The following is a 15,054-nucleotide window of genomic DNA, read 5'->3' as shown; positions in this document are numbered from 1 at the left end:
GATTCGTTAGAGATATTCGCAAGGGGCTAAGTTTCATCCAAACCTGCAAATTTCTCTCTAAGCTTGTCCAGCGCACGCTTGTAGCGCATTTTCGTTGCGCTCAGGCCCATGTGCATGATGTCCGCGATCTCCTGAAACTCCAGTTCCGCAACAAAGCGCAACACCAGAATTTCCCGGTCGATCGGGTTCACATACACCAGCCACTTGTCCAGACCGCCCTTTTCTTCGGGTTTCGGTGCCTTGTCTTCAGACGCCTCTTCAACAGGGTCAAGACTCAGGGCATCCATCAACCGACGTTTGCGGCGCTCCTTGCGGTACTGGGTGATGCATTCGTTATAGGTAATGCTGTAGAGCCAGGTCTTGAACTTGGATTTACCCTCGAAGTTCTTCAGACCGTAAAGCACCTTGAGCATCACCTCCTGACAGACATCGTCAGCATCCCGGTCGTTCCCCAAATAACGCGCGCACACGTTGAACAGGGTCCGCTGGTAGCGCCGCATGAGCTCTTCATAGGCGCGGGTAACGTGGTACAGCTCCTCATGCGAACGCGCCACCAACTCCTCGTCGGTGAGCTCGCGCGGGTCGTAACGCATGGGCGGCGAATGAACTTTATTCAAAACGGATCTGGCCGACAGTCAGGTCAATGTCACCGCTCGGCCACGTGGGCGGATTTCAGCGGCGGCATACATTAACAGCTTTTGGACAATTAGCGGCTATTGACGCGCTGCTCGAGCAACACTCGATTAGCCAGCGACACTAATTCGCCATCATCGGTCAGCAACGTCGTCTTGACCGTGCCGATCTCCTCGATCTGCCCCTCGACCTCTCCAATTCGCACCTGCTGGCCGACCTGGTAAAGCTCACGCACATAGATACCGGCCAGAATCTGCCCAGCGATTTCGCGACTGCCAAGCCCCATCGCAAGCGCAACGGCCAGACCAACGGTAATCAGCCCGATCACGATCACGTGGTTGAGCAGGTCGGTCTTGACCTCAAGCTGGCTGATCGCCACCGAGATGCTGATGATGATCACCAGGCCTTGGGTGATGCGCCCAAGGCCTGCGGAGTATTCCAGGCCGATGCCTTCGGCAGCACCACGCACCAGGCCATTGGCCACTTGCGCCAGCAGCACGCCAACCAACAGTACCAACGCTGCGCCAAACACCTTGGGCAGGTACAGGGCGAGCATGTCGAGGGTGGCAGACACCCGCTCAAGGCCAAGGGATTCGGCGGCAGAAACCAGGAAAATCAGCAAGACGAACCAGTAGACGATCTTGCCGATCAAGGTCGAGATCGGCACCTGAATGCCGCCACGGCTGAGCATTTTGGTCAGGCCGGTGCCGGCCATCAGGCGATCCAGGCCGAACTTGGCCAGCAGCTTGGACAGCAGCGTATCGAGCAGCTTGGCCACCACGAAACCGAGCAGCACCACCACCAGCGCGCCGAACAGGTTGGGGATGAAGTTCGCCACCTTGGTCCATAGGGCGGTCATGGCAGTGACCAGGCTCTGGGTCCAGAGATCGAGTTCCATATTCAATCGGCCTTATCAGCTTTGCTGCCAGCGGCAGCGTTACGGGCAGAAGTGCGGCGCACCGGCGCGACATGCGCCGAGCCATTGTTCACGGCGATCAGCAGCGCCTGGCTCCAACGGCCAAGCAGGCTGAACAGGTCACCGGCGCCGACCTGGCGGTTGGCGGTTTTCAGCACGCGACCCAGGCACGCAGCGTCGTCCCGGTCTTCACCGGATGGCGACGCGTTGAGCAGGTCACGCAGGGATTGTTCAAACGGATCGTGCATGTGCACCTCGCGCAATGTCAGTCAGAGACGAGAGCGGCGGGCGATGGGTCACACATCGGCCGATGTCGGGGCCGGCTTGCCGGCGATAAGCCCGGTACATTCCAATAAGCATTCAAACCCACCGCAGCCGTCTGAACAGCCACCACTGCCCCACCGCAAGGCCGAGCACGACGATACAGGCAAGCAGGAAACCATAGGGGTTTTCCGCGCCCGGAATGCCGCCCACATTGATCCCCAGCAACCCGGTGACGAAGCTCATGGGCAGGAAAATGCAGGTGATGATGCCCAAGCGGTACATGGTTCGGTTCATCCGCTCGCTGCGCCGCCGGTCTTCGCTTTCCAGTAGCAGTGCGGCCCGCTCACGGGCCAGCTCCAGCTCTTCGAGGTAACGGATCAGGCTGTTGTTCAGCTCGTTCCAGTAGTCAGCGTCCGCATCGGCGAACCAACTCCACCGGCTGCGCGACAGCTGGGCATAGATTTCCCGCTGTGGGGCGAGAAAACGCCGCAGGCCAGCGGCCCGACGACGAATCTGTTGCAAGCTGCCATGTTCAGGGCTGTACCGTTCGTCGGATTCGACTTTCTCTTCTTCCAGATCGACCAACTCCGACAGATCGTTGACCAAACCCTGGACTTTCTCGGTGAGCAATTCGCCCATCAACAGCAGCAGCTCGGAGGCCGACTTTGGGCCCCTCCCCTCGTCCAGCAAACGGAGAATTTCGTCACTGGCACGCAAAGGCCGCAAGCGCAACGAAATCACCCGCCGCGCCTGAGCAAAAATACGCACCGATACCATGTCCTCCGGCTCGGCGCCCGGGTTGAGATTTACCCCTCGCAAAAACAGCAGCAGCTGTTCATCGGCCAGCGGCAGCAGGCGCGGACGGGTGTTTTCCTCCAGCAGCAGGTCGCAGGCGAACTCACTCAGCCCGCTCTCTTGCAGCAGCCAGGTACGGGTTTGGGGATGACTGCGGTCCCAGTGCAGCCACAGGCTTTGCTGTGGCTGTAATTGCAGGTCGTCCAGCTCGGTCCGGGGGATCGAGCGCGCGCCGCCTTTACCATCGAGCACCAGGGCGTGCACCAAGCCCCACTGCGCGTTGTCTTCCTCGAACATCAAAGCTCCATCAGCGCGTGCGGCGCATCACTGCGGCATTTCCAGCGGGCTTGGCGAGACGATCACACCATTGTTGTCGGCATACACATACTCGCCAGGGCGGAACGTCACGCCGGCGAAGGTCACGGCCACATTGAGGTCGCCGATGCCGCGCTTGTCGGTCTTCATCGGATGGCTGGCCAATGCCTGCACACCGACGCTGGTCTGGATCAGCACATCGACGTCACGCACGCAGCCATAGATCACCAGGCCTTCCCAGCCGTTTTTGGCAGCCTTTTCGGCAAGCATGTCACCGAGCAACGCGCAGCGCAGCGAACCGCCGCCATCGACCACCAGAACCTTGCCCTTGCCGTCGAGCTCGACCTGCTCCTTGACCCGCGAGTTGTCCTCGAAGCACTTGATGGTAACGATCTGGCCACCGAATGAATCGCGGCCACCGAAGTTGCTGAACATCGGTTCCAGCACCTGGACCAGGTCGGGGTAGGCGTCGCACAGGTCGGGCGTTACGTAATGCTGCATGGGAAGCTCCTGTCAGTCACAACGAAAGCGGGTGTCTGCCAAGGCTACACCGGGGAGGCTGTTGCAGTCATCCGGGACTGCTCGGTCATCTGTATTTCGCCTGCCGTGGCCCGCACGGGCCACGACAACCAGCAGAAAATCAGCCTACCGGCACAGGCTCGGCAATCACGGTCGCCTCGTGCACCGGCAGCAACGGCTGGCGCAACCAGCGCTCCACCAATGGCCACACCTGCACCTGCGCCGCCTTGCTCACCAGCATGTCGACATGCCCGAACGCCTCGAAGCCTTCCTCGCGGCCAAGCCTGAGGAACTGCTTGCGCTCACCCCCCAACTGATCGAACAGCTTGCGACAAGCCCACACCGGGTCTTGGAAGTCTCCCGCGCCAGCCACTGCCAGCACCGGCACATCCACCTCAGCGAGCCCCGCCCACCAGTCACTGTCCTTGTCACCGAAGCGGCCAAACAGGCCATGCCAACGCATGCTTTCCAGCGCCAGCCCAATCGGTTCGTCCTCAGGCCCGCGCTTGAATCGCGGCCCGGAAATCTGCCCCCAACGCTTGAGCAGCAGCTTGGCGCCCCAGGCCACGGGCGGCACCTTCAACGGCCAGTACACCCGGCTGATCTGCGTGCCAAAAAACGCGGCACTGGCGACCTGCCTGGCATCCAGGAAACCACCGCCAAGCGCTGCCGCCAAGGTGGTACCGCCAAGCGAATGGCCTATCCAGTGAGGTGCGGTGCCGGACTGCTCCTCAACGAAGGCTGCGATCAGCGGCAAATCATAGCGGGCATAGTCAGCGACCCGGTTGTGCCGCCAATCGTGGTTGCGCGGCGACAGCCCGTGACCGCGCATTTCAGGGATCCACACATCGAACCCCGCACGCACCAGGTAAGCCCCCAGGCCAATGCCCTTGGGCGAATACCAGAAGCGCCGATTGGAGAAACTGCCGTGCAGGAGAATCACCGGCACGCCTTGGGCGCCCTCCTGGTCCGCTAGCCCCAGGCGGGTCAAGGCCAGCTCCACGCTCGGATCAGGGCTGTTGCCGGCCTTGATCCGGTAGACGTCTTCACTGAGGTCGCCGCGGCGCTCGGCACTGAGCAAGGCCACGGGAAATAGAACACTGCTGCTTTGCATAAGGTTTGCTTGGTGCACAAAAAAGGGCGGGGTCCATCGCTGGAACTCGCCCTGGAAAAAACCAGGCAGGGGCACACCAGAGGTGCCCCCGCATTTACTGCATCAGACCGCGCCCTGGCCTTCGGCCAGGAAGAACCAGGTCTCGAGTACCGAGTCCGGGTTCAGCGATACGCTTTCGATGCCTTGTTCCATCAGCCACTTGGCGAGGTCCGGGTGGTCCGACGGGCCCTGCCCACAAATGCCGATGTACTTGCCGGCCTTGTTGCACGCCTGGATGGCATTGGCCAACAGCTTCTTCACCGCAGGATTTCGCTCGTCGAACAGGTGGGCGATGATCCCCGAGTCGCGGTCCAGGCCCAGGGTCAGCTGGGTCAGGTCGTTGGAGCCGATCGAGAAGCCGTCGAAGTACTCCAGGAACTCTTCGGCGAGGATGGCATTGGACGGCAGTTCGCACATCATGATCACGCGCAGGCCGTTGTCGCCGCGGGCCAGGCCGTTTTCGGCCAACAGGTCGACCACTTGGCTGGCTTCGCCCAGGGTACGCACGAACGGCACCATGATCTCGACGTTGGTCAGGCCCATCTCGTTACGCACGCGCTTCAGTGCACGGCATTCGAGCTCGAAGCAGTCACGGAACGACTCGCTGATGTAGCGCGACGCACCGCGGAAGCCCAGCATCGGGTTTTCTTCTTCCGGCTCGTACAGTTTGCCGCCGATCAGGTTGGCATACTCGTTGGACTTGAAGTCCGACAGGCGCACGATGACCTTTTTCGGGTAGAAGGCGGCCGCCAGGGTGCTGATGCCCTCGACCAGCTTTTCGACGTAGAAGCCGACAGGGTCGTTGTAGCCGGCGATGCGTTTGTCGACGCTCTCTTTGAGCTCCGGCGGCAGGCCCGCGTAATTCAGCAGCGCCTTGGGGTGCACGCCAATCATGCGGTTGATGATGAATTCCAGGCGCGCCAGGCCGACACCGGCGTTGGGCAGCTGGGCGAAATCGAAGGCGCGGTCGGGGTTACCGACGTTCATCATGATCTTGAATGGCAGGTCGGGCATGGCATCAACCGAGTTCTGCTTGACGTCGAAGCCCAGCTCACCTTCAAAGATGAAGCCGGTATCGCCCTCGGCGCAGGACACGGTCACGCCCTGGCCATCCTTGAGCAGTTGGGTGGCGTTGCCACACCCTACCACTGCCGGAATACCCAGCTCACGGGCGATGATCGCCGCGTGGCAGGTACGCCCACCGCGGTTGGTGACGATGGCGCTGGCGCGTTTCATCACCGGTTCCCAGTCCGGGTCGGTCATGTCTGAGACCAGCACGTCGCCCGGCTGCACCTTGTCCATCTCGGACACATCCTTGATCACGCGGACCTTGCCGGCGCCGATGCGCTGGCCGATGGCGCGACCTTCGACCAGTACGGTGCCCTTTTCCTTGAGCAGGTAACGTTCCATGACGTTGGCGCTGGCGCGGCTCTTCACGGTTTCAGGGCGGGCCTGCACGATGTACAGCTTGCCGTCGTCACCGTCCTTGGCCCATTCGATATCCATCGGGCGCTGGTAGTGCTGCTCGATGATCATGGCCTGCTTGGCCAGCTCACTGACCTCGGCGTCGGTCAGGCAGAAGCGCGCACGCTCGGCGCGGTCGACTTCGACGGTCTTGACCGAACGACCGGCCTTGGCCTCGTCGCCGTAGATCATCTTGATCGCCTTGCTGCCCAGGTTGCGGCGCAGGATGGCCGGGCGGCCGGCCTGCAGGGTGTTCTTGTGTACGTAGAACTCGTCCGGGTTGACCGCACCCTGCACCACGGTTTCGCCCAGGCCGTAGGCACCGGTGATGAACACCACATCGCGGAAACCCGACTCGGTGTCGAGGGTGAACATCACGCCGGCGGTGCCGGTTTCGGAGCGGACCATGCGCTGCACACCGGCCGACAGCGCCACCAGCTTGTGATCGAAGCCCTGGTGCACGCGGTAGGCGATGGCGCGGTCGTTGAACAGCGAGGCGAACACTTCCTTGGCCGCGCGGATCACGTTATCGACGCCACGGATATTGAGGAAGGTTTCCTGCTGGCCGGCAAACGAGGCATCCGGCAGGTCTTCGGCGGTGGCCGAGGAACGCACGGCGACGGCCATGTTGTCGTTGCCGTCGGCCATTTCGGCGAAGGCCGTACGGATTTCCGAATCCAGCCGTGGCGGGAATTCGGCTTCCATGACCCACTGGCGAATCTGCGCGCCGGTCTTGGTCAGGGCATTGATGTCATCGACATCCAGCGCGTCGAGCGCGGCGTGAATGCGGTCGTTCAGCCCGCTTTGCTCGAGAAAATCACGGTACGCCTGAGCCGTAGTGGCAAAGCCGCCCGGCACCGACACGCCGGCACCGGCAAGGTTACTGATCATCTCGCCCAGGGATGCGTTCTTGCCCCCCACATGCTCCACATCATGGACGCCGAGCTTATCGAGGGAAACTACGTACTCTACCAAGGTGATCTCTCCACTAACTGTGTTGGAAAAGCTCAAGGGCGCCCGCCTGCCTTTTGACTGGGCCGGACGCTTGTGGCCTGTACCTGGAAAATAAGTGAGAATGCCGACAGCCGCATTCGGCAAACCGAACTTATCATATCCAAGAAACGTCATCAGCTTAAGGCCCAGATCGCAAATGAAAAGAACCGCGTTCTTCATCTCCGATGGCACCGGCATCACTGCCGAAACCCTGGGCCAAAGCCTGCTTGCGCAATTCGATAGCATTCCGTTCAACAAATTCACGCGTCCGTACATCGATACGCCCGACAAGGCACGTACGATGGTGCAGCAAATCAATACCGCCGCCGAGCGCGACGGCATGCGCCCGATCATCTTCGACACTATCGTCAATCAGGACATCCGTGAGATCCTGGCGACGTCGAACGGCTTCATGATCGACATTTTTTCGACGTTTTTATCCCCGCTCGAGCAGGAATTGACTGCCCATTCGTCGTATTCCGTAGGCAAGTCCCACTCCATTGGCGGCAATTCCAACTACATGGAGCGCATCGAGGCGGTGAATTTTGCCCTCGACAACGACGACGGCGCGCGCACCCATTACTACGACAAGGCCGACCTGATCCTGGTCGGCGTGTCGCGTTGCGGCAAGACCCCGACCTGCCTGTACATGGCAATGCAGTTCGGCATTCGTGCGGCCAACTACCCGCTCACCGAAGACGACATGGAGCGCCTGCAATTGCCCGCGGTGCTCAAAAAACATCACAACAAGTTGTTCGGCCTGACCATCGACCCCGACCGCCTCACCGCCATCCGCCACGAACGCAAGCCCAACAGCCGTTATTCGAGTTTTGCCCAGTGCGAGTTCGAGGTCCGCGAGGTCGAGAGCCTGTTCCGGCGGGAGAACATCCCCAACATCAACTCCACGCATTTCTCGGTAGAGGAGATTTCGGCGAAGATCCTGGTGGAAAAAGGCGTGGAGCGCCGCTTCAAATGACGCCCGGCCCTACCGGGGCCGCGCTCATTCCTCAGGTGGAACGCAGACAAAAAAAGCCCCGGCATCACTGCCGGGGCTTTTTCATTTCAGCTGACCAGCTGACCGATCAGGACGGCACCGCCACCGCCTGCCCGCTCATTGCCAGGTCGACCAGCTCGCGGTTGGCCACCGCATACATCGCATAGTCGGTACCCGTCGCATTGCGCAGGTCGTCGAGCATGGCGCGCCAGCGCTCGACCATGACCCGATGCTGCTCGGCCCACAGCGCCACCCGGGCATCCATGTCTTGCGGGGCATCGGCCATCTGCAGCACCGAGATGGTGATGGCCCGTTGCTGCAGGTCGATATCGTCGCGGAACGCCTCGCGGGCCAGAGCCTGCCAGTTGTTCTCGACCGGCAGGTTGCTGATTTCCTGCAAGTACCAGGTCAAGTCCAGCGCACTACCCACGGCGAAGAACGCCTTGGCCACCTGGGCCGGCTCGTGGCCGGTCACGTCTGCCGCCTCGATGATCGGCAGCAACGTGTACAGGTGGCTGGTACCCGCCACCATGCGTGCGAGCAATTCCGGGACGCCGGCATCGACGAAGCTCTGGTAGCGGACCATCCAGCGTTCGCGGGTCGGCCCCTCCAGCAGCTCGTCGAGCTTGAGCCCCAGCTGGGCGATTTTCGGCCCGAAGTGCGCGGTGTCGCGCCCGGCATCCTGCTCGTTGCGCCGGCTGCGCAGGAACCAGCGGGTCGCGCGGCGGCCCAGGCGCATCAGCTCGTCCATCAGGGTAAGCTGGATTTCTGCCGGCACCTGGTAGTCCAGCGCCTCGATCTGGCGGAACCAGTGCGGCAGATGGAAGATGTCACGCACGATCACATAGGCCCCGGCGACATTGGCCGGGCTCATGCCAGTCGACTCTTTCAGCCGCTGGACGAAGGTGATGCCCATGTTGTTGACCAGGTCATTGGCGATCTGGGTGCTGACGATCTCGCGCTTCAGGCGATGGCGGCGCATGGCTTCGGCGAACTTGCTGACCAGCGACGGCGGGAAAGCGGTTTCCATGTCGCGGGTCAGGTAGTCGTCGTCAGGCACCAGCGACTTGAGCAACTGCTCCTTGAGGTCGATCTTGCTGTAGGAAATCAGCACCGAAAGTTCGGCACGGGTCAGGCCCTGGCCTGCCGCCAGGCGCTCGGCCAACTGCTCCTCAGTTGGCAGGAACTCGATCGCACGGTCCAGCTTGCCACGGCTCTCGAGGTCGGCCATCAAGCGCTTGTACTCGGCGATCCGCTCGCGGGCGCGACGCGCCGCCAACGAAAGCGCCTGGGTCTGCTTGTAGTTGTTGCCCAGCACCAGCGCACCCACTTCATCGGTCATGCTGCCCAGCAGCTGGTTGCGCTGCTTCTCGGTCATGTCGCCACCCTGCACCACTTCGTTGAGCAGGATCTTGATGTTGACCTCGTGGTCGGAGCAGTCCACGCCACCGGCGTTGTCGATGAAGTCGGTATTGGTGGCACCGCCGTTGAGGCCGAACTCGACACGGCCAAGCTGGGTCATGCCGAGGTTGCCGCCCTCGCCCACCACCTTGCAGCGCAGTTCATTGCCGTTGACCCGCAACGCGTCATTGGCCTTGTCGCCAACATCGGCGTGGCTTTCGCTGCTGGCCTTGACGTAGGTACCGATACCCCCGTTCCACAGCAGATCCACCGGCGCCTTGAGCAATGCATGCAGCAGCTCGGTCGGCGTCAGGCGGTCGGCCTCGATGGCGAAGCGTTCCTTCATCTGCGCGGTGATGGCGATGCTCTTGGCACTGCGCGGGAAGATCCCGCCGCCTTCGGACATGATGCTGGTGTCGTAATCGGTCCAGGCCGAACGCGGCAGGTCGAACAGGCGCTGGCGCTCGGCGAAGCTGCTGGCCGGGTCCGGGTTCGGGTCGATGAAGATGTGCAGGTGGTTGAACGCCGCGACCAGTTTCAGCTTGTCGGACATCAGCAGGCCGTTGCCGAACACGTCACCGGCCATGTCACCGACGCCGATCACCGTGATCGGGTCCTGCTGCACATTGATGCCGCGCTCGCGGAAGTGGCGCTGCACGCCCACCCAGGCACCACGGGCGGTAATGCCCATCTTCTTGTGGTCGTAGCCGGCAGAGCCACCCGAGGCGAAGGCATCGCCCAGCCAGAAGCCGTAATCGATGGCGATGCCGTTGGCGATGTCGGAGAAGGTTGCGGTGCCCTTGTCGGCCGCCACCACCAGGTACGGGTCATCGTCATCGTGACGCACCACGTTGGCCGGCGGCACCACGCCGCCGTCCTTGAGGTTGTCGGTGATGTCGAGCAGGCCCGAGATGAAAATGCGGTAGCAGGCCACGCCTTCGGCGGCGATTTCGTCACGCGTGCCGCCCAGCGGCAAACGCCGTGGCAGGAAGCCGCCCTTGGCACCGACCGGCACGATCACCGAGTTCTTGACCTGCTGGGCCTTGACCAGCCCAAGCACCTCGGTACGGAAGTCTTCTTCACGGTCCGACCAGCGCAGGCCACCGCGTGCCACGTTGCCGAAGCGCAGGTGCACACCCTCGACCCGCGGCGAGTAGACGAATATCTCGAACTTGGGTACCGGCTTGGGCAGTTCGGGGATCAGCCTAGGGTTGAACTTGAAGCTGAAGTACGACTTGCTCTGGCCGTTGGCATCCGGCTGGTAGAAGTTGGTGCGCAGGGTGGCCTTGATCAGGTCCAGGTAGCGGCGCAGGATGCGGTCCTCGTTGAGCACCTGGACATCGTCCAGGGCGCTGAGGATGGCTTGCTCCAGGCGTTGCTGCTTGTCGTCCAGGTCATCGGCCGTGAGCTTGCGCGCCAGGTAGAAGCGGGTCTTGAACAGCCGGGTCAGCTCACGGGCGATGTCGGTGTGGTTGTTCAGGGTGCTGGCGATGTAGCCGAGGTCGAAGCCCAGGCGGATCTGCTTGAGGTAGCGGGCGTAGGCGCGCAGCAGCGCCACATCGCGCCATGGCAGGCCGGCGGTGAGCACCAGGCGGTTGAACGCGTCATTCTCGGCATCGCCCTGGACGATATGGATGAACGCATCCTGCAGGACGTCGTTGAGTTGCTGGATGTCCAGGCTCAAGCCTTCGCTGTACGTGAAGGCGAAATCGTGGATCCAGTACTCACGACCACTGGCGTGACGCAAGCGGTAGGGGAACTCGCCCAGCACGCGCAGGCCGAGGTTTTCCAGAATCGGCAGCACGTCCGACAACGCCAAGGGCGTGTCCGCGTGGTACAGCTTGCAATGCAGCAAGCGTTCGCCCAGCCGCGTCAGCGGCTGGTAAAAGCTCATCGCCAGCGGCTTGCTTTCGGACAGTGCCAGCACATGTTGCAGGTCGACCACCGCCGAATGGGCGGCGAAGCGCTCACGGTAGCCGGCCGGGAAGCCTTTGGGGAAATCGGCGAGGATGTTGGTGCCCTGGGCTTCACCGAAGTTCTCCACCACCAGCGCGGCGTAATCGTCATGCCACGAGCGGCAGGCCTGGATCACTTCGTTTTCCAGTTGCTGCGGGTCGATGGCGATGCGGTTCTTCGGGTCGACGCGCAAAATCAGCTGCACGCGCGCCAGCACCGATTCGGAGAAGAACGTCCAGAACTCGCAGTCGCTGGCCTTCAGGCGCTCCATCAGCACCTGCTGGATCTTCTGCCGCACTTCGGTGGAATAGATTTCCCGTGGCACGTAGGCCAGGCAATAGCAGAAGCGCCCGTACGGGTCCTTGCGCAGGAACACACGGATCTTGTTGCGCTCCTGGATCTGCACGATCGACATGACCGTGCTGAACAGCTCGTCGATCGGGGTCTGGAACAGGTCGTCGCGTGGCAGCACTTCGAGCACCTGCGCCAGTTCCTTGCCCAGGTGGGCCTTGGCGTCGAAGCCGGAGCGGCGCTCGACCTCGGCGACCTTGACCCGGATGTAAGGAATGGCGTGCACGCTCTCGCCGTACACCGAGGAGGTGTAAAGGCCCATGAAGCGGTGTTCCTTGACCACCTTGCCATCGGCGTCCAGCTGGCGGATCGAGACGTAATCCGGGTAGGCCGGGCGGTGGACGCGGCTGGGCAGTGCGGCCTTGGCGAACGACAACAGCAGCGGTTCGGCCAGGTACGCCACCGCGTAGTCTTCGATGCGCAGCTCTTCTGGCGTCAGGCCCACACGCAGGCGGCGCGGCAAGCCTAGGAACGACTGCTCGTCGTAGACCATCTGGCCGCCGGCGCTGTCGGCCTGCACGGTGAATTCTTCATAACCGAGGAAGGTGAAGTGGTTGTCCAACAGCCACTCGAGGAAGGCCTTGACCTCATCCTTTTCATGGTGAACCGGCGCGAAAGCGGTTCGCTCCACCAGTTCCATGACTTCCTGCAGCTTGGCTTTCATCGGTTCGAAATCGGCCACCGCCACCCGCACCTCGGCCAGCACCTGCTCGATTTCGCGGGTGAGCACCGTCAATTCGGCAGCGTTGGCGCAGCGGTCGATCTCCAGGTACATCAGCGACTCATGGCACACACCCTCGCCCTGGGTGCCCTTGGGCAGCAGTTCGAGCAGGTTGCCCTTGGCGTCACGACGCACGCTCAGCACGGTGGTCTGCAGGGTATGGATGCTGTAGCCGCGGCGGTTGAGCTCGGTCCGCACCGAATCCACCAAGAACGGCAGGTCATGGTGCAGCACCTCGACCACGGTGTGGGTCGACTGCCAGCCATTGCGCTCGTAATCGGGATTGTACACCCGCACCACTGGATGCTCGGGGTCGAAGCGCTCGATGATGCGCCAGGCGGAAAGGGTACAGCCGGCGAGGTCCGACAGCCTGCGCTGGGTGAGTTCGTCCATGGAAATGATGCCGAAGAACTGCTCGGCGAACAGCGCCACTTGTGGCAGGGACTGCTCGCTGATGTGCTGCGCCAGGGCCGCTTGCAGTTGGTGCTGGAAGTCGGCTTTGCTGGCTGCGGTGAAGAACGCCATCTGTGGTACTCCGCTTGGGCTTTGTAATAGTTGAAGCGTCGCGTACGTCCGACGATCACGGATCAACGATAGCCAACCCGTGGCAAGCCGGACGGTAAAGTTCAGGGCTCGCGGAAGCTTAACGACTGATCGGTCATCACCGCTTGCAGCGCTGCGACAATTTCGGTCAAGGGGGGGAAACTTTACGTTTATCGATACCCCCAAGGCTGTCAGAATTCACTTTCGTTTCCATTGACCCGAGCCGCCCACATGCAAATCCACACCGCCCTGCTGTTCGCCACCCCTTGCGATGACGAGGAAGACAACATGGCGACCTTGTGCTGCCATAGCGACAAAGGGCAGATGTTCCTGCTCACCCGCTACCCGGACGAGGACACCGTGGACCTGACCCTGGACGATGAACCGTCGACCCTCGATGGCCTGAAAGTGACCTTGAGCGCCCAGCGCCTGCTGATCGAAGTGGCGGCCGGGGATCGGGATGCGTTGAAGGGTGACGAAACCCTGGAGATCGTGCTGACGTCCGCAGGGACTGACCTGGAAGAGGTCGAGCTGACCTTGCGCACTATTCTGGATGGCACAGGGACCTTCGTCAGCGAGCTTCGATAGACGACGGGTGCGTCGACCGCCCGGTGGGCGTGTCGGCGCATTCAAGCCCGCTTGAGACCTGCCCTTGAAATGGCCGGCGGGTACGTCAACCCACCGGGTTCCTGTGCAGCACCCTGCCCGCCTTGCCCGGCCGGTCGATGAACAATGCGTCCAGCGAACTGTTATCCAGCCCTTTCACAGCGTTCCAGTGCGCCGATGTGTGCACGTATTTCGCCTGCAACAACGCTCGCTCCTGGGACGTCAGGTGCAATTGCGCACATTGACCGAGGGCAAACTCATGCAGCTTGCGGCTGACAGGCAGCAATTCTGCCGGCAGGCGATGCGCATCGTCACCGCCCAGAGGGGCGAACGCTACCCCACCGCGCACGGCCAGTTCACGCATGATGCTGAGGTAGACACGTGAAAGATGGCCACTGACTTCACGTTCTCGGTACACAGCGGCGTACACCTGCTTTTCCGGGGTATCGCGCCTGGCTCGGCTGCCTTGGACCGGCACCTCCCAGCTGAGCAGCCGGGGCCGCGGATCGACCAGGCTTGCAAAGGTCGAGCTCAGCAGCCCAGTGACCGCCGCATGGGCGCGCGTGCAGTGGGCCGGTGTCGTGCGCGCGACCCGGCTCGAATGCGGTTTGCACAACAGTACCTGCTCGTGCATGTGCTCCAGATAGCCGCCACCGATATTCGAGTGCACACCCGGCACGACAATGTCGTTGTCGCTACGCACCAGCGGGAAGTTGTGGCGCTGCTCATCCCCTGCCACCAGTTGCACGACCTGCCGGGCGACACGCGTGTCCAGCCCGAGACGCAAGCCGCCGTGGCGATCGCTGGCTGGGCCGAAGCTGCCTCGCAAGGGTGCAACGATTGCCGCCACGGTATCGAACAGGCCAATGAAGTTGATCGCCCTCGGCCCGTGCAGCTCAGCCGGCAGGCCCGCCTCATCCGTGCCCAGGCGATTGGCCAGGTGCCTGGCCGCCGCCGCACCGCGGCTGAAACCGAACAGGTCGAATTCGATGCACGTGGGCACAAACTGCGGATGCTTTGCCCGATAATCGCGCAACTGCCTGCCAACCTCTGCCAGCGCCTGCTCTACCCGCGCCGCCACCCCCGCGCTTCCGCGCCCCGTCGCCTGGGCGAAGGGCGAGTCAGGGCCACCGTGCGTTGTACCGATCCCTTCCACATACACGTTGAGATGGACCTGCCCGTGCACGGGCCCGCAGGGATATAGCGCGTGCAGCAGGGCAATGTTACTGCGGGCATTGGCGTAACTGCCCCCTGCGCAGCCGTGGCCGGTGGCGGCCAAGGGTGCAGCATTGCCCTGATTGTTGCCGGTGCCGTCGAAAAAAACGCCCACCCGCAGGGTAACCGGGGCAGGCGCAGCAGACTGCTTGCTCATCATCATGCTCCTTCATGATTCGAAGAGCACAAGCAAGCGCCAGATCACCGCCAGCGCA

General features: G+C 62.3%; 11 protein-coding genes. 2 read left to right on the top strand and 9 right to left on the bottom strand.

All coding sequences use genetic code 11. The features are described from left to right. Positions 1-26: 26 nt before the first annotated feature. The 7 genes from sigX to ppsA all read right to left on the bottom strand — a co-directional run bounded on the left by sigX (position 27) and on the right by ppsA (position 7,034). A complete protein-coding gene (gene sigX, locus ACIPZH_RS24765) occupies positions 27-593 on the bottom strand; it encodes an RNA polymerase sigma factor SigX (protein ID WP_012313514.1) in 567 nt (188 codons plus the stop codon). 113 nt (positions 594-706) lie between these two features. Beyond that, positions 707-1,531 carry a mechanosensitive ion channel family protein gene (locus tag ACIPZH_RS24760; RefSeq protein ID WP_241803107.1) on the bottom strand — a complete coding sequence of 275 codons (825 nt, stop codon included), beginning with the start codon at positions 1,529-1,531 and terminating at the stop codon, positions 707-709. A 2-nt stretch (positions 1,532-1,533) separates the two neighbouring features. Then, positions 1,534-1,797: a hypothetical protein gene (locus ACIPZH_RS24755; RefSeq protein WP_012313512.1), complete on the bottom strand. Its 264-nt coding sequence runs from the start codon at positions 1,795-1,797 to the stop codon at positions 1,534-1,536. A 112-nt stretch (positions 1,798-1,909) separates the two neighbouring features. Beyond that, complete coding sequence (locus ACIPZH_RS24750) at positions 1,910-2,905, bottom strand: zinc transporter ZntB (protein WP_400638192.1); 996 nt, start codon at positions 2,903-2,905, stop codon at positions 1,910-1,912. A 27-nt stretch (positions 2,906-2,932) separates the two neighbouring features. Next, complete coding sequence (gene rraA / locus ACIPZH_RS24745) at positions 2,933-3,424, bottom strand: ribonuclease E activity regulator RraA (RefSeq protein ID WP_012313510.1); 492 nt, start codon at positions 3,422-3,424, stop codon at positions 2,933-2,935. 139 nt (positions 3,425-3,563) lie between these two features. After that, positions 3,564-4,556: an alpha/beta fold hydrolase gene (locus tag ACIPZH_RS24740; RefSeq protein ID WP_400638191.1), complete on the bottom strand. Its 993-nt coding sequence runs from the start codon at positions 4,554-4,556 to the stop codon at positions 3,564-3,566. A gap of 102 nt (positions 4,557-4,658) precedes the next feature. Next, positions 4,659-7,034, bottom strand: coding sequence for a phosphoenolpyruvate synthase (gene ppsA, locus ACIPZH_RS24735; RefSeq protein WP_400638190.1), 2,376 nt, complete (start codon positions 7,032-7,034; stop codon positions 4,659-4,661). A gap of 175 nt (positions 7,035-7,209) precedes the next feature. Here ppsA and ACIPZH_RS24730 point away from each other — a divergent pair, with 175 nt between their 5' ends. Then, entirely contained in the window at positions 7,210-8,028 is an 819-nt protein-coding gene (locus tag ACIPZH_RS24730) for a pyruvate, water dikinase regulatory protein (protein WP_241803103.1), read from the top strand. A 106-nt stretch (positions 8,029-8,134) separates the two neighbouring features. Here the strand turns inward: ACIPZH_RS24730 and ACIPZH_RS24725 are convergent, their stop codons facing one another. Next, positions 8,135-13,000, bottom strand: coding sequence for an NAD-glutamate dehydrogenase (locus ACIPZH_RS24725; RefSeq protein WP_400627027.1), 4,866 nt, complete (start codon positions 12,998-13,000; stop codon positions 8,135-8,137). Between the two features lie 249 nt (positions 13,001-13,249). Between ACIPZH_RS24725 and ACIPZH_RS24720 the strand changes: the two genes are divergently transcribed. Then, positions 13,250-13,606: a hypothetical protein gene (locus ACIPZH_RS24720; RefSeq protein ID WP_241803101.1), complete on the top strand. Its 357-nt coding sequence runs from the start codon at positions 13,250-13,252 to the stop codon at positions 13,604-13,606. 85 nt (positions 13,607-13,691) lie between these two features. Here the strand turns inward: ACIPZH_RS24720 and ACIPZH_RS24715 are convergent, their stop codons facing one another. Beyond that, positions 13,692-15,002 carry a DUF2235 domain-containing protein gene (locus tag ACIPZH_RS24715; protein ID WP_400638188.1) on the bottom strand — a complete coding sequence of 437 codons (1,311 nt, stop codon included), beginning with the start codon at positions 15,000-15,002 and terminating at the stop codon, positions 13,692-13,694. Between the last annotated feature and the right edge of the window lie 52 nt (positions 15,003-15,054).

The organism is Pseudomonas sp. NPDC089758, assembly GCF_044748705.1.
GTDB classification, from domain to species: domain Bacteria; phylum Pseudomonadota; class Gammaproteobacteria; order Pseudomonadales; family Pseudomonadaceae; genus Aquipseudomonas; species Aquipseudomonas putida_X.
Note: the sequence above shows the minus strand (reverse complement) of the source record. Positions and strands in the feature narration are given on the sequence as shown.

Excerpts from the sequence above, each read along its gene's own strand:
- sigX (WP_012313514.1), bottom strand. The coding sequence starts at position 593 with ATGCGTTACGACCCGCGCGAGCTCACCGACGAGGAGTTGGTGGCGCGT.
- ACIPZH_RS24760 (WP_241803107.1), bottom strand. The coding sequence starts at position 1,531 with ATGGAACTCGATCTCTGGACCCAGAGCCTGGTCACTGCCATGACCGCC.
- ACIPZH_RS24755 (WP_012313512.1), bottom strand. The coding sequence starts at position 1,797 with ATGCACGATCCGTTTGAACAATCCCTGCGTGACCTGCTCAACGCGTCG.
- ACIPZH_RS24750 (WP_400638192.1), bottom strand. The coding sequence starts at position 2,905 with ATGTTCGAGGAAGACAACGCGCAGTGGGGCTTGGTGCACGCCCTGGTG.
- rraA (WP_012313510.1), bottom strand. The coding sequence starts at position 3,424 with ATGCAGCATTACGTAACGCCCGACCTGTGCGACGCCTACCCCGACCTG.
- ACIPZH_RS24740 (WP_400638191.1), bottom strand. The coding sequence starts at position 4,556 with ATGCAAAGCAGCAGTGTTCTATTTCCCGTGGCCTTGCTCAGTGCCGAG.
- ACIPZH_RS24730 (WP_241803103.1), top strand. The coding sequence starts at position 7,210 with ATGAAAAGAACCGCGTTCTTCATCTCCGATGGCACCGGCATCACTGCC.
- ACIPZH_RS24725 (WP_400627027.1), bottom strand. The coding sequence starts at position 13,000 with ATGGCGTTCTTCACCGCAGCCAGCAAAGCCGACTTCCAGCACCAACTG.
- ACIPZH_RS24720 (WP_241803101.1), top strand. The coding sequence starts at position 13,250 with ATGCAAATCCACACCGCCCTGCTGTTCGCCACCCCTTGCGATGACGAG.
- ACIPZH_RS24715 (WP_400638188.1), bottom strand. The coding sequence starts at position 15,002 with ATGATGATGAGCAAGCAGTCTGCTGCGCCTGCCCCGGTTACCCTGCGG.